The 25,687-nt window shown below is 63.7% G+C and carries 21 protein-coding genes; 14 read left to right on the top strand and 7 right to left on the bottom strand.

What is annotated here, in order from left to right; all coding sequences use genetic code 11:
* Window positions 1-92: 92 nt before the first annotated feature.
* The 4 genes from AC1PQG_RS12590 (at window position 93) to AC1PQG_RS12575 (ending at window position 3,233) form a co-directional block, all read left to right on the top strand.
* Complete coding sequence (locus AC1PQG_RS12590) at window positions 93-305, top strand: hypothetical protein (protein WP_481122876.1); 213 nt, start codon at window positions 93-95, stop codon at window positions 303-305.
* A 25-nt stretch (window positions 306-330) separates the two neighbouring features.
* Window positions 331-1,440 carry a VIT1/CCC1 transporter family protein gene (locus AC1PQG_RS12585; RefSeq protein WP_481122875.1) on the top strand — a complete coding sequence of 370 codons (1,110 nt, stop codon included), beginning with the start codon at window positions 331-333 and terminating at the stop codon, window positions 1,438-1,440.
* Window positions 1,441-1,508: 68 nt separating this feature from the next.
* On the top strand, window positions 1,509-2,921 hold the full coding sequence (locus AC1PQG_RS12580; RefSeq protein WP_481122874.1) for an MBL fold metallo-hydrolase RNA specificity domain-containing protein: 1,413 nt from the start codon (window positions 1,509-1,511) through the stop codon (window positions 2,919-2,921).
* Window positions 2,922-3,023: 102 nt separating this feature from the next.
* A complete protein-coding gene (locus tag AC1PQG_RS12575) occupies window positions 3,024-3,233 on the top strand; it encodes a DUF3079 domain-containing protein (protein WP_481122873.1) in 210 nt (69 codons plus the stop codon).
* Window positions 3,234-3,303: 70 nt separating this feature from the next.
* Here the strand turns inward: AC1PQG_RS12575 and AC1PQG_RS12570 are convergent, their stop codons facing one another.
* Window positions 3,304-7,281: a PAS domain S-box protein gene (locus tag AC1PQG_RS12570; RefSeq protein ID WP_481122872.1), complete on the bottom strand. Its 3,978-nt coding sequence runs from the start codon at window positions 7,279-7,281 to the stop codon at window positions 3,304-3,306.
* A gap of 55 nt (window positions 7,282-7,336) precedes the next feature.
* Entirely contained in the window at window positions 7,337-8,665 is a 1,329-nt protein-coding gene (locus AC1PQG_RS12565) for a hemolysin family protein (RefSeq protein WP_481122871.1), read from the bottom strand.
* 186 nt (window positions 8,666-8,851) lie between these two features.
* Here AC1PQG_RS12565 and AC1PQG_RS12560 point away from each other — a divergent pair, with 186 nt between their 5' ends.
* The 3 genes from AC1PQG_RS12560 (at window position 8,852) to AC1PQG_RS12550 (ending at window position 11,336) form a co-directional block, all read left to right on the top strand.
* Entirely contained in the window at window positions 8,852-9,535 is a 684-nt protein-coding gene (locus AC1PQG_RS12560) for a heavy metal response regulator transcription factor (protein ID WP_481122870.1), read from the top strand.
* Window positions 9,532-10,923: a heavy metal sensor histidine kinase gene (locus tag AC1PQG_RS12555; protein ID WP_481122869.1), complete on the top strand. Its 1,392-nt coding sequence runs from the start codon at window positions 9,532-9,534 to the stop codon at window positions 10,921-10,923. The genes AC1PQG_RS12560 and AC1PQG_RS12555 overlap by 4 nt, the downstream gene beginning before the upstream one ends.
* 131 nt (window positions 10,924-11,054) lie before the next feature.
* Entirely contained in the window at window positions 11,055-11,336 is a 282-nt protein-coding gene (locus AC1PQG_RS12550) for a hypothetical protein (protein WP_481114046.1), read from the top strand.
* Between the two features lie 170 nt (window positions 11,337-11,506).
* Here the strand turns inward: AC1PQG_RS12550 and AC1PQG_RS12545 are convergent, their stop codons facing one another.
* Genes AC1PQG_RS12545 through AC1PQG_RS12535 form a run of 3 tightly spaced genes read right to left on the bottom strand, consistent with a single transcriptional unit; the run spans window position 11,507 to window position 13,413 of the window.
* The gene (locus AC1PQG_RS12545; RefSeq protein ID WP_481122868.1) at window positions 11,507-11,923 is read right to left on the bottom strand and encodes an ExbD/TolR family protein; all 417 of its coding nucleotides are present in this window, start codon (window positions 11,921-11,923) and stop codon (window positions 11,507-11,509) included.
* Window positions 11,920-12,648 carry a MotA/TolQ/ExbB proton channel family protein gene (locus tag AC1PQG_RS12540; protein ID WP_481122867.1) on the bottom strand — a complete coding sequence of 243 codons (729 nt, stop codon included), beginning with the start codon at window positions 12,646-12,648 and terminating at the stop codon, window positions 11,920-11,922. Before AC1PQG_RS12540 ends, AC1PQG_RS12545 begins: the two co-directional genes overlap by 4 nt.
* Before the next feature lie 12 nt (window positions 12,649-12,660).
* Window positions 12,661-13,413, bottom strand: coding sequence for an energy transducer TonB (locus tag AC1PQG_RS12535; RefSeq protein WP_481122866.1), 753 nt, complete (start codon window positions 13,411-13,413; stop codon window positions 12,661-12,663).
* 299 nt (window positions 13,414-13,712) lie between these two features.
* Between AC1PQG_RS12535 and AC1PQG_RS12530 the strand changes: the two genes are divergently transcribed.
* Both AC1PQG_RS12530 and AC1PQG_RS12525 read left to right on the top strand, forming a co-directional pair.
* Window positions 13,713-16,223 carry a TonB-dependent receptor gene (locus tag AC1PQG_RS12530; protein ID WP_481122865.1) on the top strand — a complete coding sequence of 837 codons (2,511 nt, stop codon included), beginning with the start codon at window positions 13,713-13,715 and terminating at the stop codon, window positions 16,221-16,223.
* Window positions 16,224-16,505: 282 nt separating this feature from the next.
* The gene (locus AC1PQG_RS12525) at window positions 16,506-17,144 is read left to right on the top strand and encodes a response regulator transcription factor (protein ID WP_481122864.1); all 639 of its coding nucleotides are present in this window, start codon (window positions 16,506-16,508) and stop codon (window positions 17,142-17,144) included.
* A gap of 67 nt (window positions 17,145-17,211) precedes the next feature.
* On the opposite strand, the gene lplT is transcribed toward AC1PQG_RS12525, so the two are convergent.
* Window positions 17,212-18,474, bottom strand: coding sequence for a lysophospholipid transporter LplT (gene lplT, locus AC1PQG_RS12520; RefSeq protein WP_481122863.1), 1,263 nt, complete (start codon window positions 18,472-18,474; stop codon window positions 17,212-17,214).
* 129 nt (window positions 18,475-18,603) lie between these two features.
* Here lplT and AC1PQG_RS12515 point away from each other — a divergent pair, with 129 nt between their 5' ends.
* The 4 genes from AC1PQG_RS12515 to AC1PQG_RS12500 all read left to right on the top strand — a co-directional run bounded on the left by AC1PQG_RS12515 (window position 18,604) and on the right by AC1PQG_RS12500 (window position 22,441).
* Window positions 18,604-19,515 (top strand): LysR family transcriptional regulator, encoded by a 912-nt coding sequence (locus AC1PQG_RS12515; RefSeq protein ID WP_481122862.1) that lies wholly within the window; start codon window positions 18,604-18,606, stop codon window positions 19,513-19,515.
* Window positions 19,516-19,524: 9 nt separating this feature from the next.
* Window positions 19,525-20,610, top strand: coding sequence for an alanine racemase (alr, locus tag AC1PQG_RS12510; protein ID WP_481122861.1), 1,086 nt, complete (start codon window positions 19,525-19,527; stop codon window positions 20,608-20,610).
* A complete protein-coding gene (gene radA, locus AC1PQG_RS12505) occupies window positions 20,610-21,986 on the top strand; it encodes a DNA repair protein RadA (RefSeq protein WP_481122860.1) in 1,377 nt (458 codons plus the stop codon). Before alr ends, radA begins: the two co-directional genes overlap by 1 nt.
* Before the next feature lie 179 nt (window positions 21,987-22,165).
* Window positions 22,166-22,441 carry an HU family DNA-binding protein gene (locus AC1PQG_RS12500; RefSeq protein WP_079433745.1) on the top strand — a complete coding sequence of 92 codons (276 nt, stop codon included), beginning with the start codon at window positions 22,166-22,168 and terminating at the stop codon, window positions 22,439-22,441.
* Window positions 22,442-22,572: 131 nt separating this feature from the next.
* Here the strand turns inward: AC1PQG_RS12500 and AC1PQG_RS12495 are convergent, their stop codons facing one another.
* Window positions 22,573-24,723, bottom strand: coding sequence for a carboxy terminal-processing peptidase (locus AC1PQG_RS12495; protein WP_481122859.1), 2,151 nt, complete (start codon window positions 24,721-24,723; stop codon window positions 22,573-22,575).
* Window positions 24,724-24,942: 219 nt separating this feature from the next.
* Between AC1PQG_RS12495 and AC1PQG_RS12490 the strand changes: the two genes are divergently transcribed.
* Window positions 24,943-25,581, top strand: a complete 639-nt coding sequence (locus AC1PQG_RS12490; protein ID WP_481122858.1) for an SAM-dependent methyltransferase — start codon at window positions 24,943-24,945, stop codon at window positions 25,579-25,581.
* Window positions 25,582-25,687 lie beyond the last annotated feature (106 nt).

Raw genomic sequence — 25,687 nt, 5'->3', positions numbered from 1 at the left:
GGTCAGAGGCCCGCCCACTCTTGATCCAGCCCAATATTTGCGTCGATCCGACGGTGGTAGACTACCCACCTCGGGCTTGATACTTGAATACGATGAGTTCATATCCGATCGACGTGATCAATCAGGCGTTGCACGCCCACGACCCTGACTGCGCTTACTGGCTGGAGCGCGTCAATGCCTTGTTGAGGGATCCGGCCAACGGCCTGCACCGCAAAGCGCTGGAGCATACGCGGGACTATCTCGAGGATGCTTCCGGATTGATCGATGGTGTCAGCGGCCATCCTCCCAGCGACGATTGCCAATAGCCCCATCGGCTGGAGGGTGCTGGCCATGGACAAGGATGTCGAGCGTTATTACCGGAACTGGCGCGACGAGCAGGATGGCGCGGCGCTGTATGCCGGACTGGCCCGGGCCGAGACGGATCCGGTGCGCCAGGATCTCTTCCAGCAACTCTCCCAGGCCGAGTTGAGCCATGCAGCCCATTGGCGCGGCAAGCTCGATGAAGCAGGAGTCGGCGTCGAAGCCCATGCGCCAGGGCTGCGCACGCGGATGCTGGTGTGGCTGGCCCGGCACTTCGGGCCGCACTTCGTGTTGCCGGCCCTGGCGACGGCGGAATTTGCCGACCGCGACAAGTATGCCGGCCAGCCCGATGCGGAGGCCTTGTCCGGGGAGGAACGCTCCCACGCGGCGATCATCGAGGCGGTGAATCGGAGGGGCGGGCATGTCGGCGCCGATATCGCGCGGGCCGAGCGTTGGCATGGGCGTGGCTCGGGCAACGAGTTGCGTGCAGCAGTGCTCGGTGCCAACGACGGCTTGGTGTCCAGTCTGTGCCTGGTGATGGGGGTTGCCGGCGCGGGAGCGTCCCCCAACACCATTCTGCTGACCGGTCTGGCCGGCCTCATCGCGGGGGCTGTCTCGATGGCGCTGGGGGAATGGTTGTCGGTGACGAATGCCCGCGAATTCGCGTCCACCCGTGTGGCGCAAGAGCGTCAGGAGCTGGAGGAAAACCCGGAGGCCGAGCGCAAGGAACTGGCGCTGATCTTCCAGGCCAAGGGTCTGGCCCGTGACGATGCCCAGCGGGTGGCACGAGACATGATGCGTGACCGGGATACTGCGCTCGATACGCTGGTGCGGGAGGAGCTCGGTATCGATCCCGCCGAGATGGGCGGCAACCCGTGGAGCGCCGCGGCGGTGTCGTTTGCGTTGTTTGCGGCCGGTGCGATCTTTCCGGTGTTGCCGTATTTCTTTACCGGCGGCCCGCCGGGCTTGGCCTGGAGCCTGTCTCTCAGTACGGCTGGCCTGGGCGGGATAGGGCTGGCGACATCTCTATTCAGCGGGCGAAGCCCCGGGTATTCGGCGGCGCGGCAGATCCTGATCGGTGCGGCGGCGGCCGGCGTCACCTATGGCAGCGGGGCGCTGATCGGCGTGTCCATCGGCTGAAAGGCCCGTCCAGCCTTGCGTTCGGATGGACGGAGGTTCATGCTGAACGCGAAAGGAGGCGGTCAAAAATGCGTATCAGTTTCTTTGGCGCGGCCGGTGAAGTGACCGGCTCGTGCTCCCTGGTAGAAACCGGCGACGTACGTTTCCTCGTCGATTGCGGAATGTTCCAGGGTGGTGGCGAGGCCCGCTTGAAGAACCAGCGTGCGCTGGATTTCGGCTTTGATGTCCGCAAGATCGACTTCGTGCTGTTGACCCATGCCCATATCGACCACTCCGGGCTGTTGCCGCGCCTGGCAGTGCTGGGTTTCCGTGGCCCGATCTATGCGACACCGGCGACCATAGACCTGCTCGAAGTGCTGCTGCTCGACAGCGCCCATATCCAGGAAAAGGAATCCGAGTGGCAGCTGCGTCACCAGCGACGCAGCGGCAAGAACGGGCGAGGCGTGCATCCGCCGCTGTATACCGTGGCCCAGGCCCAGGCGACCTTGCCGCTGCTGCGACCAGCGGCTTACGGCAAGCCCATCCAGCCGGCCGAAAGCATACAGGTGTGTTTCCATGATGCGGGCCATATCCTCGGTTCGGCCTGGCTGGAAGTCACCGTTGGAGGAGAGGGCAAGCCGCGCAAGCTGGTGTTCTCGGGCGACCTGGGCATGCGCGACCGGCCGGTCCTGAACGATCCCGAGCCCGTTGTGCCGACCGCCGATGTGCTGCTCATCGAATCGACCTATGGCGACCGTCTGCACCGGCCCCTGCAGGAAACGGAAGACGAGATCGTCGCGGCCTTCGGCCGGACCCACGCCTGTCATGGCAACCTGATCATTCCGTCTTTCGCGGTCGGGCGTACCCAGGAGATCATCTACATCCTGGCGGATCTGGTGCGCCGGGAACGGTTGCCGCCACAAAAGGTGTATGTGGATTCGCCGATGGCCAACGAGGCTACCCGCATCACGTTGGCCCATCCCGCGCTGCTCGACGATGAGACCCATGAACTGACCGCCTGGCTGCGGGAGCACCCGGACAGGATGAAGGTGGAGTTCGTCGCGGACGTCGAGGCGTCCCGCGCCCTCAACGAAGTCCGCAGCGGTGCGGTGATCATCTCTGCCAGCGGCATGTGCGAGGCAGGGCGTATCAAGTACCACCTGCGCGAGAACCTGCCGCGCAGCGAGTGCAGCGTGCTGATCGCCGGCTTTCAGGCCGCCGGAACGCTGGGCCGACGATTGGTGGATGGGGCACGGCTGGTGCATATCTTTGGTGAGGCTGTGCCGGTGCGGGCGCGTATCTACACGGTGGGTGGCCTCTCGGCCCATGCGGACCAGGCCGGGCTCATCGGCTGGCTGAAGGGCTTCCATGCGCCGCCGCGCCACACCTTCGTGGTTCATGGCGAGGCCGATGCGGCTGCCCATTTTGCCGAGGCGATCGGGGCGCAGCTGGGGTGGCGCGATGTGCATGTGGCGCAGCAAGGGGAAAGCGTAAACCTTTGAGTGGAGGAGAGTGGCGGTGCCATCGCTCGTCTTCTTGCTCAGGATCAAAGTTAGCAAGAAATAGCCGAGTAAACTGCTCAACAATATGTATGAGGAGCAGTGATGGCGAAGAAATTTCCGCTGCACCCGGCCCATCCGGAGCGCATCTGCTGGGGCTGCGACAAATACTGCCCGGCGGACTCCCTGGCCTGCGGTAATGGATCGGGGCGCACCCTGCATCCGGCCGAGATGCTCGGCGACGACTGGTATTGCCATGGGGACTGGGGTTTGGATGATCCCGATGACGCCATCGCCGTGAAGAAGGCCGACTAGGAACCGCGCATCTATACGTGCAGCGCCGTCTCGCCGGTGGGGGAGGTCGTCGCTGGGGATAGCCTCGGGGCTATTCCGCGAGGGCCTGCAGTAGATCGAGCGCGGGTTTGAAACGCAGGCCTTCCACCGCTGTTGCGACGGGTTCGATCGCGGCAGCGCCAAAACGTGCCACCAGTCCGGCATGCAGGGCTTCGAACTCGCTGAGTGCGGCGAAGTCGTTGCTTCGGAGGGATGCCGTCAGGTGGGACAGGGCATCATCAGTAATCGGCGCGACGTTGTCAGCGGCCGCCGTCGCGGGAGGCGGTGATAGCCAGGGTTTGGCTGAGCGGAACAGGTGCGTCAGGGCGGCGTCAAGCTGAAGCAGGTCTGCCTCGCCAGCCGCTGCGTTACCGCCCTCGTAAGCGGTTTCGAGCCGCGCGGCGAACTCCGCGACTGCCACGGCCGACAGGTTGCCGGCGCCGCCTCGCAGCTTGTGCATGCGTTGCCGTGCCGTATCGAGATCGTGGTGTGCGAGCATCGTGCGGATTTCATCGACGACGTTGAAGAACTCGTCGCGCAGTCGCGTCAGCGCCGACAGGAACAGCGCACGGTCCCCGAGCAGGCGTCGACTGACTGCTGCGGTATCGATGCCAGCGATGTCCGGAAACGAGTTCGTCGCTTTCACCGGTGCTTGAAGTACAGCGGCTGAGCCGGTCTTGATTGCGTGGCTTGCCCAGCGATGGGCGGTGGCGACCAGGGTGTCGAGTTCGAAGGGTTTGGTGAGGAAGTCGTTCATGCCTGCGTGTATGGCGCGTTCCCGCTGGCTCGGCAGGGCGCCGGCCGTCAGCGCGATGATGGGGAGCGCAGCCAGTGCGGGTATGGACCGGATCGCCTGCGTCGCGTCGATGCCGTTCAGCTCGGGCATCTGCACGTCCATCAGGACCAGATCGAAGGCATCCGGCGCCGCACTGAGCTTGGCGATGGCCGCCCGGCCGCTTTCCGCGACCGTGCAGTGGGCCCCCTCCAGTTCAAGCAGACGGCGGGCAATGTCCAGGTTGACGGGGCTGTCGTCCACGACCAGCACCCGCAGGCAGGCGAGCCGCGGACCTTCGCTGTCGGTCAGCTTGGCCGGCAATTCCTGAACCGTTGTACCGTCTATTTCGAAAGGCACGGTAAACCAGAACTCGCTTCCTTCCCCCAGACGACTGTCCACACCCATCTGTCCGCCCATCAATGTCACCAGCCGCTGGCAGATCGCCAGCCCGAGGCCGGTGCCGCCGTAACGGCGCTGGGTCGACTCGTCGGCCTGCACAAAGGCGTCGAAGACCCGCTCCCGTTGCTCGGGGGCAAGGCCGATGCCGGTATCGCGAACCGCGAAACGCAGGGTGATCCAGCCGGCTTCCTCGCTGAGTGCCTGCACGGAGACCGCCACATGGCCTTCCGACGTGAATTTGAGCGCATTGCCGGTAAGGTTGTAGAGCACCTGGCTAACCCGCTGGGCATCGCCGATCAGTGTGGCGGCGACTTCCGGCAGGGGCGCCCACTCCAATGCGATGCCCTTGGCGGCCGCCACCGGGGAGAGCACGTCCACCAGATTGCTGATCACGTTGTGGAGCACGAAGGGGCTGTGCTCCAGCTCGAAGTGACCGGCTTCGATCTTCGACAGATCGAGTACATCGTTGATCTGCTCCAGCAGTCCACGCCCGGCTGTGCGCAGATTGCGGACCAGATAGCGCTGATCGTCGTCGAGGGTGCCGCGCTCGAGGATCTGCACGGTACCCAGAATGGCATTGAGCGGCGTGCGGATCTCGTGACTCATGGTGGCCAGAAAGGCGCTCTTGGCGGCACTGGCCTGTTCGGCGGTCTCCTTGGCGGCCTGCAGCTCGCGCTGGCGCTCGGACAGCTCCGCAGTGCGTGCCTCGACTTCCCGCGCCAGGTCCTGGTTGTAGTTGATCAGGCGCTGCCGGCTGTCCTCCAGCGCCGTCTCGGCGGCCTTGCGGGCCGTGATGTCCTCGATCGCGCCGGTCACATAGCTGACGGAGCCGTCGGCATCAAGGACGGTGGATGCGGTGATGTGTACCCAGGCGATCTGTCCATCCTTGCGGATGAAGCGCTTCTCTGCGTCGTAGAGATGTCTGCCAGCCAGCAGGCGGGCGATCCGCTCGCGGTCTGCCGGTAGATCATCCGGATGAGTGATGTCCATGGGCCCCATACCGTTGAGCAGCTCATCCCGGCTGTAGCCGGTGATCTGGCAGTAGCGTTCGTTGACATCCAGATAGCGGCCGCGGGCGTCGAGCTGGCCGGCCCCGACTGCCATGTTCTCGAAGAAGCTGCGGAATCGCGCTTCGCTTTCCCGCAATTCCTCTTCGTGCAGCCTCCGTTCCGTGACGTCGAGCACGACACCGCTGATGCGAAGCGGGGCATGCCCCAGTTCTTCTCGCGAGGCGTGCCCGGAAGCTGCCAGCCAGTGCAGCGAACCGTCAGGCCACACGACCCGGTATTCGCATCGGTATACCGTGCCGTTCGAGATGGCGTCGCCCAGGGCGGCCTGCATGATCTCCCTGTCCTCGGGATGGATGCGGCGGACGACATCCTCTAGCGGCATGCTGTTGCGGGGTTCGATGCCGAAGAGCTCCAGACAACGGGCCGACGCCACCACCATATTGGTCCCTATTTCAAGGCTCCAGGTACCGAGGTCGGCGCCGGCAATGGCCAGCGTCAGTGCGTTATCCCGTTCGATGACCAGCTCTTCAAGTTGCGCGCGGTGTTCGCGCAATGCGGCCTGGCTGGCCTGCCGGCGGCTGTTCTCGCGCCACAGCAGCAAGAAGATCGCGAGTAAGGTGAGGATGCCGAAGATGCCCCCTCGGATCAGGGGTGTGAGGGCGTGGCCGGCGGTCTGCTCCTTGGCTTCCTGGCGTTGCCGGAGCAGGCGTTTTTCTTCGTCCAGGATGTCACTGACAGCCAGCTGTATGTCGTCCATGTGGCCTTCGCGCCAGAAATCCCGGAGAGATGCCTGGCCGGCTTCGGTACCCAGTTTCTGGCGCTGGGCGATGGTGAGGTCCATGCCCGCCAGCTTTTCTGTAAGCGGGATTTCCAGTTCCTGCAGCCGCCGTTGCTGGGCTGGATTGTCGACGGTGAGGCGCCGCACCTCGTTGAGGTGGGCGCGCAGATCGGCAAGCGCCGCCCGGTGTGCCGTCAGAAAATGCTCATCGCCGATGCCCGTATATCCCCGCTCGGCCGATTCTGCGGCGAGCAGGCTGGTCATGAACTGCTCCACCCCTAGCATGACCTGCCAAGTGTGGTTTTCAAGGCGGTCGGCTGCGTTAACACTGCGCAAGCGGTCGGTGACGATCCAGCCGACGATCAACAACGCCGCAATGGCGGTGCCTACCGCAATCCGCGAAAGCCAGCCGAAACCGCCGGAGGGAAGGCGGTCGAGGACGATGCCGAGGGCGAGCAGCACGAATCCGAGCGCTGTGTGGCCCGCCATATTGCTGTACGGCCCGAGGCGATAAAAGGATTCGACATCGAAGAGGTAGCCGAAAACCGCCGTCAGCCCGAGGAAGCCGGCAAGCCCGGCGGCGTAACGGCACAAGCGGTCGCCCAGCGGATTGCGGCCGGTCGCCAGGGCCAGGCCGCTCAGGGTCAGGCACATCGCCGATGCGGCGGACATCCGCCCCGACGTTTCACCGGGGGCACGCCGGAAATCGACGAAAAGGTTGTCCAGCCCCAGGTCGAGCTTGAAGAGCTCCTGCACGCCAAGGGCAAGCCCCAACAGCGCCAGCACAAGACCTATTCCGCGGGCGAACTGCTGCGTGCCGGGGCGGGTAAGGCAGAACAGGGCGATTCCGGCCAGTATGAAACTCGCCGCGGTGTTGGCCTTCATCGACGCCAGCCCCGGGCTCAGCGAGCGAACGGTGGGGATGTCCGCATACCAACCGGCGAGAACCACGATGCCGAGGAACGTGATGCACCCGGCAAGAATGCGGATGACGCGCGCGAGCCGGCGCGAGTCGACAGGCTCGACGAAACCGGTCAGTGATGCATGTTGGCTTGCGGTCTGTTGCATCGGCTCGCCCTGACGGAAGAAAACCTTATCTGGCGTACCGCCTTCCGGTTGATCCTCAGGCCGTGGAGCGCTCAGCCGTATCGACCCGCTTCGCGGAGGGCGACAGCAACACCTTGTCCACCCGGTTACGGTCCATGTCCATGACCTCGAAACGCCAGCCGGCGGCTTCGAAATGATCGGTTGGCGCAGGCACCCGGCCCAGCGCATACATCAGGAACCCGCCCAGGGTGTGGAAGGAGCGTTCTTCCTCGCCCGGCAGATCGTCAGCAATGTCGAGTTCCGATTTCAGGCGCTCGATGCCCACGTCGCCATCCACCAGCCAGGAGCCGTCTTCCCGCTGCAGCATGTCCCTGTCCTCCGGCGCGTCCGGCACCGACAGCTCGCCGACGATCGCGGCCAGCACGTCGGTGAGGGTGACCAGGCCCTGTACGTCGCCATATTCATCGATGATCAATGCAAACTGCAGTTTGGCTCGCCGGAAGCTCTCGAGCAGCTGGGTTGTCGTCACTGATTCGGGCACGAACAGCGGCGGATGCAGCACGGACTCCACGTCCGCCACCGAGATCCCGTGGCCCGGCAGCGCCTTTTTTAGCAGATCCCCGGTCTGCAGCACGCCAGCGACGTGCTCCAGGCCGCCTCGACACACCACGAGGCGGGAGAATTCAGTATCGACGATGTTTTGGCGGATCGTGGCTTCGTCTTCCTCCAGGTCGATGAGCGACATGTCCCGGCGCGGTGTCATGATCGACGAGATGCGCTGTTCGTCCAGCCGCAGCACGTTGGAGACGATTTCCTGCTCGCTTTCGTGGAAGACCCCGGCTTCGGCGCCTTGTTCCATCAAAACCTTGATTTCATCGTCGGTGACAGGCGGTTCCTCCTTGCGGCGGGCGCCGACGATGCGCAGGATGGCCGAGCAGGAGCCGGACAGGATCACCACCAGCGGGTGGGTGACACGGGCCAGCAGCATCATCGGCCGGGCGATCAGCGAGGCGATGCCTTCCGGTGCCAGCAGGGCCAGGCGCTTGGGTACCAGTTCGCCGACCACGACGGAAAAGTAGGTCAGGCCGATTACGGTGATGGTCAGCGCGATCCCCTTGGCGTAAGGGGCGAGGAGGGGGACACCGGTAAGCATTGCGGCCAGCGGATCGGCTACCGCGGCTTCGCCGATCGCGCCGTTGAGAATGCCGACCAGCGTGATGCCGACCTGGATGGTGGACAGGAAGCTGGACGGTTCCTGGTTCAGGGCCAGGGCCGCTTCGGCCCCCAGGCTGCCGTCGTCGGCAAGGTTTTGCAGGCGGGCCTTACGGGACGAGACCACGGCGATTTCGGACATGGCGAAAACGCCGTTGAGAAGAATAAGCAACAGGACGAGGACTAAATCCATCAGGTAAGCCGCCCTGCGGGACTGCAGGCGGCTTGTGTGTTGGGACGGCCTGCATTCTAACGGGATGGCCTGCAGTTTGGGCCGTCCTGGTGCTGAGGGCGCAGGCGGGCGGGCGCCGCGCATGACTGAATTCTCTGTAACCTACGCACCGTTGGGTGAATGGCACGAACCAAGGCTGCGAGAAGGATGAAGATACTGATCGTCGAAGACGAGGCGAAGACCGGGAATTACCTCCGGCAAGGGCTGGCTGAGGCAGGCTTTGCCGTCGATCTTGTGCGGGATGGCATGGACGGCGTGCATGCGGGACTGACCGAGGACTATGACCTGATCGTGCTGGATGTGATGCTGCCTGGGCTCGACGGCTGGCATGTGCTGCAGACCCTGCGCCGCGCCGGCAAGGAGCTGCCGGTGCTGTTCCTCACCGCGCGGGACAGCGTGGACGACCGGGTCAAGGGCCTCGAGCTGGGCGCCGACGATTACCTGGTCAAACCTTTTGCCTTTTCCGAATTGCTGGCCCGCGTGCGCACGCTGTTGCGGCGGGGTGTCCGCAGCAAGGAGGCCGATGTGCTGCAGGTGGCGGATCTGGAACTGGACCTGCCGCGCCGCCGGGTGTCCCGGGCCGGCCGACGCATCGATCTGACCGCCAAGGAGTTTGCGCTGCTCGAACTGCTGCTGCGCCGCCGCGGCGAGGTCCTGCCCCGCTCCTTGATCGCCTCCCAGGTTTGGGACATGAATTTCGATAGCGACACCAATGTGATCGAGGTGGCGGTGCGCCGCCTGCGCGCCAAGATCGACGACGATTTCGAGCCCAAGCTGATCCGTACCGTGCGCGGCATGGGCTATGTGCTGGAAGAGCAGGACGCGCCGTGATCCGCCGCCATTCCCTGACCTTCCGCCTGACCCTGCTGTTCGCGCTAGCGTCCACCACGGTGCTGTTGGTGCTGGGTTTCATCGTCAAGGCTTCCGTCGAGCAGCATTTTCAGGAGCAGGACATGACGCTGCTGGAAGGCAAGCTGGAGTTGATCCGCCATGCGCTGGAGAGGGTGCATAGCCCGGACGACCTGGACACGTTGGTGCAGCAGATGGACGATGCGCTGATCGGCCATCATGGGCTGGCGGTGGTAGTGACCGGTACCGACGGCCGCACCCTCTTTGCGACCCGCGACAGCCCCTTCCCGCAAGTGCTGCTGGAACGGGGTGACAAGCCGGATGCCGGCCATCCTTTCGTGTGGGAGACGGTGGACGGGGTGCCGTTCCGCGGTATCGTCGGCACGTTGCCCAGCGGCATCGAAGGCGCGCCGCCGGTCGTCGTCGCGGTGGCTACGGACATTTCCCATCACCGTCATTTCATGGATGGTTTCCTGCACAGCCTGTGGCTGGTGGTGCTCGGTGGCAGCGTCGCTACGGGGCTGCTTGGTTGGGTGGTAGCCCGCCGTGGCCTGGCGCCGTTGCGGAAAATGGGCGCGCTCGCCGCCCAGGTCAGTGCCCGCAGCCTGGACCGGAGGCTGTCGGCGGAGGCGGTGCCCGTCGAACTGGCGGAGCTCGCCCGTTCCCTCAATGCCATGCTGGGTCGGCTGGAGGAGTCCTTCCGGCGCCTGTCGGATTTCTCTTCCGACCTGGCCCACGAGCTGCGCACGCCGATCAGCAACCTGATGACCCAGACCCAGGTGGCCCTGAGTCGGACGCGCACGGCCGACGAGTATCGTGAGGTGCTCGAGTCCAACGCCGAGGAGTTCGAGCGCCTGTCGCGGATGATCGGCGACATGTTGTTCCTGGCCAAGGCGGACAACGGCCTGATTGTGCCGGCCCACGAAATCTTCGAACTGGCCGACGAGGTCGCAGCGCTGTTTGAGTTCTATGGGCCGGTTGCCGATGAACTGCGCGTGGTGCTGCGTCTACAAGGGCGGGGCACGGCGGGCGGCGATCGTCTGATGTTGCGCCGGGCGGTGGGTAACCTGTTGTCCAACGCCTTGCGTCATACGCCTGAGGGCGGACGTGTCGATGTGACGATCGACATCGCTCCGGACGGCATGACCCGCCTCGCGGTGGAGAACAGTGGAGAGCCGATTCCAGCCGAGCATCTGCCACGCCTGTTCGACCGCTTCTACCGTGTTGACGCGTCCCGCCACAATGAGGGCGACGGAGCCGGCCTGGGCTTGGCGATCACCCGCTCCATCATCCAGGCCCATGGCGGCACGATCGGGGCTCGAAGTGTCCCTCAGGGAAATGTCTTCGAGTTCGTTCTCCCACCGGATTGAGTGGAAGCAAGCGCCTGTCGGAGGCACTTTGCGCGCCTTGAAAATTTTTTTGAAATCCTGTCATCCAGCTTGCTGACGTTTGCGTTAAGGGAGTACAGGTGAGCGATCACCGGATTTAACAGGAGAAGTCGATGGGCAGTTATTGCAACGAGTCCTACGCAGAGTTTCTGGATTCCCTCAAGGCCGCGGGCGTCGTGATCCGCAACGAAAGCGAAGTTCGCGAACGTCTGGCAGAGTCCCAGCGCTGGCGTAGTGCGTTCATGACCTTGGCCGCCAATGGTCGTACGATCGGTATCGAGTTTTCGGTGGATAACAACAGCGCACCGACGGCTGTTCAGCGCATCATGGCAGCACATGCTTTCCCGGCCGAAAAGGAAGCTGCGTTCCTCGCCCAGCTCACCGCCGACCGTTAAGTCGTAACGCACCATCTGCATCGCAAGCGTCTCGCGGTGCATGGAAAAAGCCTCCTACCCGCGCAAAGCGGGCGGAGGTTTTTTATTGTCCGAAACTCTTGAGTTCGGACGAAAAACGGGGGTGATCTGCTCACCCCCGTTTGTGGGATTGTTGCTTGTATCAGCAGTCTTCAATGGGCTCCGGGCTCGGTCACGAAGGCGATCTTGCCCAGTCCCAGGCGGCTGGCCGAGGACAACAGTTGGGCAACGTGGTCGTACTCGGCGCGCTTGTCCACCTGCAGATGGAGTTCCGGCTGCGGCTGGCGGGTCGCAACGCCTTCGAGGCGGCTCTGCAACTCGTCGGCGGCGACGTTTTCCCCATTCCAGGACAGGCTGCCGTCCGCCTTGATGGACAGGTTGATCTTGTCCGGTTTTACGTCCTCCTGCTGGCTGCTGGCCTTGGGGAGATCAAGCTTGACCGCATGGTTGATCACCGGGACGGTGATGATGAAGATGATCAGCAGAACCAGCATCACGTCCACCAGGGGCGTCATGTTGATCTCCGACATCACCTCGCCATCGTCGTCGAAGTGGCTGCTGAAACTCATTGTGCTTCCTTCCGGGTCGGCAGGGGATGGATGCTGGCCGGGTTCTTGCGGACTTTGCCGCCGGTCACCAGGAAGGCGTGGAGGTCATGGGCGAAGTGCTTGAGGCGGGCCAGGATTTCCTTGTTGCCGCGCACCAGGGCGTTGTAGCCCAGCACGGCAGGAATCGCGACGGCCAGGCCGCCGGCGGTCATCACCAGGGACTCGCCCACCGGGCCGGCAACCTTGTCGAGGGTGGCCTGGCCGGCGGCGCCGATACCCATCAGTGCGTGATAGATGCCCCACACTGTACCAAACAGGCCGATGAACGGAGCCGTAGCGCCGACCGAGGCCAGGATGGACAGCCCGCCTTGCATGCGGCCGGTGGAGTCGTCGATGGACTGGCGCATGGTGCTGGTCAGCCAGTCGTTCAGGTTGAGTACGCCATGCAGTTCGTTCTGGTGCGTGACGTGATGGGCGACGGCTTCGGTACTGCGGCTGGCCAGATCGTGGAAAGGGTTCTCGGCCGAGTTCGGGGCCAGCGCGGCCATGCCGGCGTCCATGCTGGTGGCGTGCCAGAACTGCTTGGCGGCGGTGCTCATGCGGCGCAGGCGCACGAGGCTCCAGGCCTTGATGAGGATCACCGACCAGGAGGCCAGGGACATCAGCACCAGGATGATGGCGACACCGTGGGAGACACTGTCACCCTGGGCCCAGATATGGCCGAAACTGAAAGTGGATTCGTTCATGGGAATTCCTTCTTAGGACGCGGGGTTAAGTGTGAAATCGATGGGCACCTTGACGGTGCCGGCAACCGTCTGGTCGCCCTGGCGGGCCGGTACGAAGCGCCAACTGCGAAGGACGGTGTCGCGGGCGCTTTCGTCCAGGCGCGTGAAGCCGCTGCTCTTGAAGATGCTGACGTCGGTCGGACGTCCGTCGGCACCCACCTGCACCTTGAGCAGCACCCGTCCTTCTTCGCCCATGCGACGGGACAGGCGCGGGTACTCCGGTGCGGGATTGGATAGATAGGCGGCGTCGAAGCGCGGCGGAACGATCGCCACCGGTGCCTCCTTGGCCGGAGCCTGGACGGGCGGCGCCGGAGGTGCCGGCTGGGCGGCAGGAGTCGTGGCTTCGACGGCGTTGGTAGCAGTCGCAGCGGAGGTCAGCGTTGGTTTGCTGGGCGCCACGGTCGGCGGGGCGGGGCGCTGTTTGGCAACGGGTTGCTGCTTGCTGACGGCAGGCTGCTGCGGGTGCGGCTGAGGCGGTGTCGGCTTCGGGGTGTCGGGGGACACGAGGCTGACCGTCATGTACGGCTGCGGCGGCGTGATCGGCGGGGTCGAACTTTCGAACTGGTAGGCGAACAGCCCCAGCAGCGCCAGGTGCAGAACGACCGCGACGCCGGTGCCCACCATGCTGCGACGCACGGGCAGGGGATTGTCCTGGCGCGAGAGCATCAGGACGGGGGCGGGTAGGGCTTGTTGCGGGGGAGCCGCCAAGGGCATGGCTGCGTTCATGTCAGTCTCCAGTCGGGCTTGCTTCCTGGCTGGCTTGCGACATGCTTTGGGGCAGGTAGCTGGCTGGCTGAGATTTGATGCATCAGCGCACTTCGGACGGTCGGCGAAATCGCCCGACCCAGGATCCCGGAATGCAAATGCGAACGATTCCTATTATATTGACGCTAAATTCCAACGTCAACGCTTTACCCGTGCGGTCCTTGTTGTCTTCTCCCGCACCATCGGGAATTTTTCCCATGGCGCACAGACCGACCCTTGCGTAACCTGCGCCCAATCATAAAAGGGAGACAAGCCTCATCATGCAACACGCCCGTCGTCAGCCAGCCCCATTTACTTCCGTGGTTCGCCGTCCTCGTCTTCACCCCCTTGCACTCGCTGTTCTGGCAACGTTTGCTGCCGGCGCGCAGGCGGACGACGACGCCATCGCCCCCACTGTCGTGGTGGTTGGCCAGACTCCGCTTCCGGGGCTGGAGCTGCCGCTCGCTAAGATCGCTGCCCCGGTGCAGACAGCCACCGACAAGGACATCGAGAAGCGGCGAGCCCTCGATGTGGCCCAGTTCATGAATCGCCAGCTCAGCGGCGTGCATGTCAATGAGGTGCAGGGCAACCCCTTTCAGGTCGATGTCAATTACCGGGGCTACACCGCCTCGCCGCTGCTCGGAACGCCGCAGGGCTTGTCGGTCTATCTCGACGGAGTGCGCATCAACCAGCCCTTTGGCGACGTGGTCAGCTGGGATCTGATCCCGAAGGCGGCAATTGCCTCGATGAACATGATGCCGGGCTCCAACCCGCTGTTCGGCCTCAATACCCTGGGCGGCGCGCTGGCGATCCAGACCAAGGAAGGGCGCACCCATCCTGGTACCTCGGTGCAGGTGACCGCGGGCTCCTACGGCCGTCGCTCGGTCGAGTTCGAGCACGGTGGTTTCAACGACAAGGGGCTGGAGTGGTATGTCACCGCGAACCAGTTCCACGAGAACGGCTGGCGTACCAACTCGCCGTCCGATGTGCGCCAGGCCTTCGGGAAATTTGGCTGGCAAAACGCCAGGACCGACCTGGACCTGACCGTGTCCTATGCTGACAACCGCCTCACCGGCAATGGTCTGCAGGAAACGCGTTTCCTCGACCAGGATTACAGCAGCGTCTACACCCAGCCGGACATCACCAAGAACCGGTCCCTGTTCGTCAACCTGACCGGCAAGCACAGCCTGGACGACACGACGCTACTGTCCGGCAATGTGTATTACCGGAAGATCAATGCCTCCACCTACAACGGGGACATCAACGAGGGTTCGCTGGATCAGTCGATCTACCAGCCCAGCGCATCGGAACGTGCCGCGCTGGCAGCAGCCGGCTACTCGGGTTTCCCCACCAGTGGCGCCAACGCCAGCAATACGCCTTTCCCGTCCTGGCGTTGCATCGCCAATGCACTGGCCAACGAAGAGCCCAACGAGAAATGTACCGGGCTGATCAACCGGACCCGCAGCGATCAGGAGAATCTCGGCTTCTCCGGCCAGGCCTCCTTCTCATCCGATCTGCTCGGGCGCCGCAACCTGTTCATCGCCGGTGCCGGTTACGATCAGAGCAATGTGAGCTTCCAGCAGGGCGCCCAGTTCGGATACATAAACCCGGATCGCACGATCACGCCGGTCAATGCCTTTGCCGACGGTACGCAGAACTCCGAAGATGCCTTCGACTCCCGCGTCAGCCTGAACGGCCACACCCGCACATGGAGCCTGTTCGCCACGGACACCCTGTCCATCAACGACTACTGGCATGCGACCGTTTCCGGCCGCTACAACCGGACGACGGTTAAGAATCGGGACAACCTCAATCCGGGCGGCGGCGCCGACTCCCTGGACGGCAATCACGTCTTCGACCGTTTCAATCCCGCGGTGGGGCTGAGCTTCGCGCCGTCTCGCGCGTGGAACGCCTATGCCGGTTACACCGAGGGCAGCCGCACGCCTACGGCGATCGAATTGGGCTGCGCCAATCCGGACAACCCTTGCAAGCTCCCGAATGCAATGGCGGGTGACCCGCCCCTCAAGCAGGTCGTGACCAAGACCTGGGATGTGGGCATGCGCGGCCAGATCGGTTCCACCAGCCGCTGGAACGTCGGCCTGTTCCGCTCCGACAACCACGACGACATCCTGTTCGTCGCCGACCAGCAGGCGGGCTATGGCTACTTCAAGAACTTTGGCGAGACCCGCCGGCAGGGTGTGGAGGCCGGCGGCAGCACCCGCATCGGGCCGCTCAGCCTGGCCCTCAACTACACCTACCTGGATGCCACCTACCGTACGGCCGAGACCGTCGGCGCCGCGGGCAACAGCACCAACAGCGCCGGCCCGGGCCTTGAAGGCACGGTGGATATCAAGCCGGGTGACCGCATTCCGCTGATCCCCAAGCACATGGTCAAGGCGTCGGCCGATTACGAGTTTGGCGAGGCGCTGTCGTTGGGCGTGGACCTGATCGGCGTGTCCGGCTCTTATGCGCGGGGCAACGAGAATAATCAACATCAGCCGGATGGCGTCTATTACTTGGGAAGCGGCAAGTCCGGCGGCTATACGGTGACCAACCTGACTGCCAACTACAAGGTCAATCGCCAGGTGCAGCTGTTCGGGCAGATCAACAATCTGTTCGACCGGGAGTACAGCACTGCGGCCCAACTCGGCGCTACGGGGTTCTCGAGCACAGGCGGCATCGTTGCGCGGCCCTTCCCGGCGGTGGGCGGCGAGTACCCGCTGGTGAGCTCCACTTTCCTGGCCCCAGGCGCACCCCGCACTCTGTGGGTCGGCATCCGCTACAGCCTGTAATCACCAGTCCTGGTTTGCGGCAGACGGGTCATAAGACGGCCCGTCTGCCGCTTTGCCATGGTGGATGGGGTGGTCTGTACGTCAGCTCAGGGGAGGGGGCGCGATACCACGCTTCCCCGAATGCCCCAAAAGCTGGCAGGATTCGGCCGACTCATGCAGCCGCCGACAATGCGCTCGTCTGACCGCAACTGCCGTGGCTGTGTCGTGAACCCGGCTGAACTTTCATTGCATGATCTTCGAAGCATCCCCTCTCTCCACCCGGCTTCGCGGGCAGGAAACACCATGAGCGCGCGCCTGCGCGTGGTCCTCGCGGATGATCATTCCGTCGTCCGCACCGGCTACCGGCGCCTGCTGGAGCTTGAGCCCGACATGGAGGTCGTGGCCGATTTCGGCGATGCGGATTCCGTCTGCCAATGGTTCGCCGACCACTCGGCCGACGTCCTGGTCCTTGACCTGTCGATGCCCGGACGTGGCGGCCTGGAGACGCTGGCCCGGGTCAAGGCACGCCAGCCCGGGCTCAGGGTGCTGATCTTCTCGATGCACGATAGCGCCTCTATGGTCGGCCAGGCCTTGCGCGCCGGCGCCGATGGCTATCTCACCAAGAGTAGCGAACCCGATGCACTCATCGACGCGGTGCGGCGGGTATCCCGTGGTGAGCAGGCCCTGGCGCCAGAGATTGCCGACGCGCTATCGTCAGATGGCGGGCATGCGCCAGATCTGGCCCTGTCGCCGCGGGAGTTCGAAATCTTCAGGTTGCTGGCTGCGGGGCGTACGGTGGAGGAGATCGCTGCCCGGCTCTTCCTCAGCGTCAAGACGGTTGCCAATTACCAGACCGCCATCCGCCAGAAAACCGGGCTTAATACCGCGCTCGATATGTACCGGCACGCCGAGGCTCACAGGCTGCTTGGCGATACGGAGTAAGGCGAAAGAGGGTCCCGGAAGGGGGCTGGCGGGAGGGCATTCTTGGGCCGCCCCGCATCGATTCCCCTTAGTGGTGGATGTCTTCCAGGCTGGAGACGGAGTCGAACTCGCGCTGGTTGGCTTCGTGACGGAGCTTCACGAGGTACATGGTTCCCGCCACGAACAGGCCGAAAGCCACGACGACCGTGCTGATCGAGAAGCCGGTACGGATCAGGAAGGCATAAAGCCCAGTCATCACCAGGATCGATAGGTTCTCGTTGAAGTTCTGAACGGCGATGGAGTGGCCCGCTCCCATCAGGATGTGGCCGCGATGCTGGAGCAGGGCGTTCATCGGCACAACGAAGAAGCCGGACAGCGCGCCGATCAGGACCATCAGCGCCATGGCCAGGTTCATGTCGGTCACGAAGATCATCACATTGACGATGATCCCCATGATGATGCCGAGCGGGATCACGCGCACCGAGGCCTTCATCGTGACCATCTTGGCGGCCATTACGGCGCCGATCGCCACGCCGACGGCTACGACGCCCTGCAGCATAGAGGCCCGGGACAGATCCAGGTGCAGCGCCTGTTCCGCCCACTTGATCACGATGAACTGCAGCGTGGCGCCAGCGCCCCAGAATAGTGTCGTGGTGGCCAGGGAGATCTGCCCCAGCTTGTCGCGCCACAGCAGCTTCAGGCAATGATTGAAATCGTGCAGCAGGTAGATGGGATTCTTGCGCAGGACCTTGTGGTCAACGCCCGTATCAGGCACCTTGAGGTTGAACAGGGCGGCGGTCAGGTAGAGCAGGCCGACGATGGTCAACGCCATCTCGGGGACGGTGTCGATGCCGGTGTCCACATAGGGGAGGTCGATGCCCAGCAGCGTTTGGGAGATGGCAGGCTTGATCAGCATGCCGCCGACCAGGGTACCGAGAATGATCGCGCCAACCGTGAGCCCTTCGATCCAGCCATTGGCGACCACCAACAGCCTGTGGGGCAGGTACTCGGTGAGAATCCCGTACTTGGCGGGTGAGTAGGCCGCCGCGCCCAGGCCGACGATGGCGTACGCCGCCAGCGGATGCAGCCCAAAGAACATCGATGCACACCCGAGTATCTTGATGGTGTTACTGATCAGCATCACCCGCCACTTGGGCATGGAGTCGGCAAAGGCGCCGACGAAGGCAGCCAGCAACACATAGGACAGCGTGAAGAAAAGCTTGAGGAGCGGCTCGTATTCCTGCGGGGCTTGCATCTCCCGCAGTACGTAGATCGAGGCGATCAACAAGGCATTGTCGGCCAGCGCAGAGAAGAACTGCGCCGCCATGATCATGTAGAAACCGAAAGGCATCGCTGGGATACGAGAGCGCGGTGATTTATTTTTTGGACCGCGCTTTATACCACGAAGGTTGTGACCTCTTCTGGCGACTGGATCAATGTTGTGATCCAATAGGGTATACATAAACCGGATTTATGAGTCATGGCTGATCGTCGACTTCAGGTGTTCCACGCGGTTGCCCGCCACGGATCCTTCACGCGCGCTGCAGAAGCGCTGTTCATGACGCAACCAGCCGTCACCTTCCAGATCAAGCAACTGGAAGAGCAGTTCAATACACGCCTGTTCGACCGTGGCCATGGCCGGGTGGTCCTGACCGCCGCGGGCGAGTTGGTGATGGCCTACGCCGAACGGATCCTCGGCCTCACCGAAGAGCTGGAGTCGCGGGTGTCTGAACTGACCGACGAGTTGTCGGGGGTGCTGCACCTGGGTACCAGCACCACCATCGCCGGCTACTGGCTGCCTTTTCTGCTCGAAGGCTTCAAGCGGCGCTACCCGCGGGTGATCCCTCGGGTGTCGGTGGGCAATTCCCAGCTCATCGAGTCCCGCGTGATGGATCGTAACCTCGACGTGGGCCTTATCGAGATCGTCACCGAGCAGCCGACGCTCGATCGGCGCGGCGCCGGGCAGGACGAACTGCAGCTGATCGTCGCGCCGGATCACATGCTGGCGCGGGAACTCAGCGTGCGTGCCGAGCAGATCGCACCGCATCCGCTGATTCACCGGGAGCCGGGCAATGCAATAAGGGATCTGGTGGACCAGTTCTTTGCGTCCGCCGGGATTCCCTACGAGGATCTCAACGTTGCGGCAGAACTTGGCAGCCTTTCGTCGGTCAAGCACCTGGTTGCCCAGGGCTTTGGCGTCGCTATCGCATCGAAGGCAGCGATCCAGAGCGCAGTGAAGGCCGGGCGGCTGGTCGGCATTCCGCTCGAACCCCGTTTGCACACGCCGCTGGAAGTGATCCTGTTGAAGGACAAGTTCCGCTCCCGTCTGGTCAATACCTTTGCCGATTTCGTCACCGAGGAGATCGGCCGCCTCGCATCGTCAAGAAACTGAAAAACCACCATGCCCCGTCCGATACGTGCCTCGATCAATCTCGAGGCCTTGCGTCACAACTATCAGCTCGCAAAGAATCGTTCCGGTAACGCCAAGGCGTTCGCCGTCATCAAGGCCAACGCCTACGGGCACGGACTGGCCAATGCGCTTGCCGCCTTCGGCGACGTCGCCGACGGGTTTGCCTTGCTGGATATTGAAGAGGCACGCAAGCTGAGGGAGGCGGGGCTGCAGCAGCCGATCGCCCTGCTGGAGGGGTTTTTCGAGCCGGCCGATCTGGCCGAGGTGGTGGCGCTGGGGTTGACCCCGGCGATCCACGGCGAGGCCCAGCTCAAGATGCTGGAGCGGGCCCGCCTGGATGCGCCTCTCGACGTACTGCTGAAGATCAATTCCGGGATGAACCGCCTCGGCTTCACCGCTGACAACTTCGCCGCGGCGCTGGCCCGGCTGCGGGCTCTGCCGTGTATCCGCTCGATCACACCGATGACCCACTTTGCCCGCGCCGATGACGAGGTGGGCATCGCCGGCCAGCTCGGCGTGTTCCGTTCCCTGACTGCCGGCCTCGATCTGCCGGTCAGCCTGGCCAATTCGGCTGCGCTACTGAGGTTTCCGGAGGCCGCCGGGCAGATCACGCGCCCGGGCATCATTCTGTACGGTGGCTCGCCAATGCCGGATCTACAGAGCGCCGAGGCCATCGGTCTGCGCCCGGTGATGACGCTGAGCAGCGAGGTCATCGGTACGCAAAGCATCCAGACCGGGGACAAGGTCGGCTACGGCGGCACCTTTACAGCCGATGGGCCGATGCGCATCGGCACCGTCGCCTGCGGTTACGCGGACGGCTATCCGCGTCATGCGCCGACCGGCACTCCGATCCTGGTCGGGGGGCGGCGGACTCGCGTGCTCGGCCGTGTGTCGATGGACATGCTGGCCTGCGACCTGACCCATCTCGAGGAGGCCGGCGTCGGTACGCCGGTCACCTTGTGGGGCGAAGGTTTGGCGGCGGATGAAGTGGCCACGGCCGCCGGCACCATCAGCTACGAGTTGTTCTGTGCCCTGGCGCCGCGCGTGCCGGTGCAGGTGAAGGGCCTGGATCGCTGATGGCCAAGGTCAAGACGGTGCACGTGTGCACCGAGTGCGGCGGCAAGTCCCCGCGCTGGCAGGGGCAGTGCCCGCACTGCAGCGCGTGGAACACGCTGGTCGAATCCATCGTCGAGCCGGAGGCGCCGGTCGCCAAACGCTTCTCGGCGCTGGCCGGGGATTCCGGCAGACTGCAGACGCTGGCCGACATCCAGCCGAAGGAATCAGCGCGGGTCCCGACCGGTATCGAGGAATTCGACCGTGTGCTGGGCGGCGGCCTGGTGCCCGGCGGTGTGGTGCTGATCGGTGGCGATCCCGGCATCGGCAAGTCCACGTTGCTGCTGCAGGCTTTGGCCCTGTTGTCCGGCCATCTGCGCGCGTTGTATGTGAGCGGTGAAGAGTCTGCCGAGCAGGTGGCGCTGCGGGCCGCCCGCTTGCAGCTCGATGCGCGTGGTCTGCAACTGCTGCCGGAGATCAATCTCGAACGAATTCTCGGCAGTCTGCGGGACGTCAAGCCCGACGTGGCGGTGATTGACTCGATCCAAACCGTCTACTCGGAAACCCTGGGCTCGGCGCCCGGTTCTGTGGCTCAGGTGCGCGAATGCGCCGCCCAGCTGACCCGCTTCGCCAAGCAGGGCGGCAGCACCCTGATCATGGTCGGTCACGTGACCAAGGACGGCACGCTGGCCGGGCCGCGGGTGCTCGAGCACATCGTCGATACCGTGCTGTATTTCGAAGGCGACACCCACTCCAGCTTCCGCCTGGTGCGGGCCTTCAAGAACCGCTTCGGCGCAGTCAATGAGCTGGGTGTTTTCGCGATGACCGAGAAGGGGCTGAAGGGGGTTTCCAACCCGTCGGCGATCTTTCTGTCCCAGCACGGGCAGCAGGTGCCGGGCTCCTGCGTGCTGGTCACCCAGGAGGGCACGCGGCCGCTGCTGGTGGAGATCCAGGCGCTGGTGGATAGCGCCCACAGCCCCAGTCCGCGGCGGTTGTCCGTCGGTCTGGAGCAGAACCGGCTGGCCATGCTGCTGGCTGTGCTCCATCGCCATGCCGGCGTGGTGTGTTTCGACCAGGACGTGTTCGTCAATGCGGTAGGCGGCGTCAAGATCACCGAGCCGGCGGCAGATCTGGCAGTATTGCTAGCCATCGTCTCCTCGCTGACCAACCGGCCGCTGCCGGCGCAGCTGGTGGTGTTCGGCGAAGTGGGTCTGGCTGGCGAAATCCGGCCGGCACCGCGGGGTCAGGAGCGCCTGAAGGAGTCGGCCAAGCTTGGCTTCACGATGGCGTTGGTGCCCAAGGCCAACGCCCCGAAGCAGGACATCCCGGGCATGCAGGTGATCGCCGTGGACCGCATCGACGAGGCCCTTGAGCGCCTGAAGGAGCTCGCGGACGCCTGATGGGCCCGCCGCAGCCCCCGAAATCTGCTGAAAAGCGCGTAAAACCTTGAGATTCGTGCCACAGGCGGAAAAGAGCAGGGTAAGCTACCGCCCGCGGGTGTGTAGAGCGCTGCAGGCGCAAAGCGTCACCTGTCGCAGCTCCTGTATCCACCCATTTCTTTCACTACAAAAGACGAGCTATGAACAAGACTGAACTGATCGATGCACTGGCTGGCAAGAGTGGTCTCACCAAGGCCGACGCTGGCCGCGCGGTGGACAGCCTCACCGAAATCATCACCGAAACCCTGGCCAAGGGTGAGAGCGTGACCCTCGTCGGTTTCGGCACTTTCGCCGTTGGCGAGCGCGCCGCCCGTGTGGGCCGCAACCCCCAAACCGGTGCCGAGATCCAGATCGCTGCTTCCAAGCAGCCGAAGTTCTCTGCCGGTTCGAAGCTGAAGGACGCGGTCAACAAGTAAGCCGTCCATCGCGTGCCCGGGCACGCAAGGCAGTACCCAAGTGGCGACTCCGATGGAGCCGCCACTTTGCGTTTCAGGGCGTAAAAAAAGCGCCACCCGCGGGTGGCGCTTTGCTATGGGCGGAGGCGTGATCAGCGGGTCACGATAGGTGCAGCGCCGGTGCGATTGCGCATGGCAACCTGGGCGTTGCCGGAGAGGAGGTTGACTTCGTCAGCGACGATGCGTGCCGCCTCGTCGAGCAGCAAGTCCTTCACGTCTTTGCGCGCCTTCTCGGCCGCCAGATCGGCCGCCAGGCTGCGTTCGCCGGACTGCAGGCCATCGTCCCGCAGCGCAGCCAGCTTGCCCTTCAGATCGCCTTTCTCACGCTGTTTGAGGCGATTTTCCCGGATCTCCTTTTCCTTCCGGCGCTCGGTTTCGTTGAGCGAGATCGACTTGCTTTCCCGTTGCCGGCGGACGTCGGCGATATCGTCCAGCAGGCTCTGGAAATCCTTGTCAGCGGCGGTGCGAGCCTGGTAACGGGTCTGCAGTGCCGGGATCACGTCCTTCAGATTGCCGGCCGGCTTGAAGCTGGCGGCGTCGATCTGCACCCAGGGCAGGGCGTTGTCGTAGCTCGACTCACCGTAGTTGTCCGTGTCGGACGCGGACGGGAAACGGATGTCGGGGGTCACGCCCTTGAGCTGCGTCGTCCCGCCGTTGATGCGGAAGAACTGGGCGACGGTCATCTTCAGCTCACCGAACTTCGGCTTGCTGTTCTTGGCGATCTCGTCGAGGTTGACCAGTGTCTGCACCGTACCCTTACCGAAGCTCGGCTCGCCGATGATCGGTGCGCGGCCGTAGTCCTGCAGCGCCGCAGCGAAGATCTCGGATGCCGACGCCGACGCCCGGTTGATCAGCACGGCCATCGGACCGTCCCATGCCGTACCGGCATTCTCGTCACTCTCGACGCCGATCTTGCCGTCCGTGCGGCGCTGCTGCACGACCGGCCCCTTGTCGATGAACAGGCCGGTCAGTTCCACCGCCTCACGCAGCGAGCCGCCGCCATTGTTGCGCAGATCGATCAATAGTCCGTCCACCTTGTCCTTCTTGAGCTCCTCGATCAGGCGGACGACGTCGCGGCTGGCGCTGCGGTAGTCCTTGTCGCCCTTGCGGCGGCCTTCGAAGTCCTCATAAAAGGTCGGCAGCGTGATGACGCCGATGCGGCGCGCGTTGGCACCGTCGCCGGACTTGATCACGGTTTTCTTGGCGGCCTGCTCCTCCAGCTTGATCTTGTCCCGCACCAGCGAAACCAGCTTGTGCTTGCCGTCCTGACCGGCGTCGGCAGGCAGGATGTCCAGCGTGACCTTGGTGTCCTTGGTGCCGCGGATCAGCTTGACTACCTCGTCCACCCGCGACCCGACCACATCCGCCGGTGCGCCCTCCGCCTGGCCGACACCGACGATGCGGTCGCCGACGGAGAGCTTGCCGGAGCGGGCGGCCGGGCCGCCGGGCACCAGCTCGCGGATCGTGATGTAGTCGTCCCGTTCCTGCAGCACGGCGCCGATCCCTACCAGTGACAGGCGCATGGAGATGTCGAAATCGTCCGATGCGCTGCGCCCCAGGTAGTTGGTATGGGGTTCGATGGACATCGCGAAGGCGTTCATGAAGATCTGGAACACGTCGTCGCTCTTGTTCTTCGACGCACGGGCCAGATAATTGTCGTAACGCTTGATGAGGGTTTCGCGGATCGACTTATCGTCCTTGCCGGCTAGCTTGAGGCGCAGCCAGTCGTTTTTGACCCGCTTGCGCCACAAGTCCTGAACCTCGGCCTCGTCCTTCGGCCAGGGCGCCTTGTCGCGCATGTAGGGGTAGCTCTCGTTGACGCTGAAATCGAAGTTCTGGTTGAGCAGTTCGCGGGCCTTCTTCAGGCGCTCGGCGGAGCGCTGTTCGTAGCGCTGGAAGATCGCGAAGGGGATGGCCAAGTTGCCGCGCTGGATCGCGTCGTCGAGTAGTGTCCGCGCATCGGCGAAGGAGTCGATGTCGGCTTGGGTGAAATACAGGCGCTCGGGATCCAAAGCCTTCAGATAGCGGTTAAAGATTTTTTCCGACAGCGCGTCATCGAGGGGTTGCGCCTTGTAGTGATAGCGCCCGAGCAATTGGGCGCTCAGATACGCGGTCTGGGCCTGCTCGGTGGTCGGGGCGAGGCGCTGCGCAGCCGGAGCCTCCAGGGCTGTCGCCGGTGCCGAAAGCAGGACTGGCGTGGCGAAGGCGAGGGCCAGCAAGGACCGGATCAGGCTGATTTTCACTGTATTACTCCAGGAATGCGGGTGTTGCGAAAGGGGACAAAGCTACATGCTTCCATAAGCTCCGTCGACAGGTGAAAGCGGAAGATGTTCGTAAAGTTAGGCCAATTTTGGCGAGAATCTGTGTCGCGTGAACTTCTGCGACGCCACGCACTCACTTCGAATGGGTATGCACTGAGGCCCTTAGATATGAAGCCACTCATTTCCCTGGAGGAAAGTCCGATGAATCAAGAAAGCTTCTGGAGCAAGCGTTATCAGGACGCCGGCGACGATTATCTGTTCGGCACCGAACCCAACCGCTTTCTGGCCCGACGGGCTGAGCGCCTGCAGGATGGCAGCCGGGCCTTGTCGGTTGCCGATGGGGAAGGGCGGAATTCGGTTTGGCTGGCCGAGCAGGGGTTGGACGTGACGGCCATCGAGATCTCTGCCGTCGCGGTGGAAAAGGCTCGCCGCCTGGCTGCCGGGAAGAATCTGGATGTACGTTTCCTGCAGGCCGACATGCTTGCACCGGGGTGGTCGCCAGCCGAATTCCAGGCGCACTTCGACTGGGTTGTCGGCATTTTCATCCAGTTCGTCGGCCCCGAGTGGCGGGAGCGGCAGTTCGAAGTCATGAAACAGATGACCCGGCCCGGTGGGCGGATCCTGCTCCAGGGCTATACGCCGAAGCAGCTCGAATACGGTACGGGAGGCCCGTCGGCGGTGGAAAACCTCTATACCGAAGAGGTCCTGCGGGAGGCCTTCAGCGGCTGGGAGATCGAGGAGCTCGTCGAGTATGAAGAGGAGATCACCGAAGGTAGCGGGCACCGTGGACGTTCGGCCTTGATAGGCCTGATTGCCCGCAGGCCCGCAGCAGAAGCCTGAATAAAAACCCGGAGTGGGTATTTCATGCCGAAAGTGTGAAATACCCTACGCAAGATGCGTCTAGTATTTCACTCGGTTCATGTCTGCCCAAAGTGTAGCCTGCTGG

It is taken from the genome of Zoogloea sp. GDB6 (genome assembly GCF_056724105.1).
This window is presented reverse-complemented; position numbering and strand designations above follow the sequence as displayed.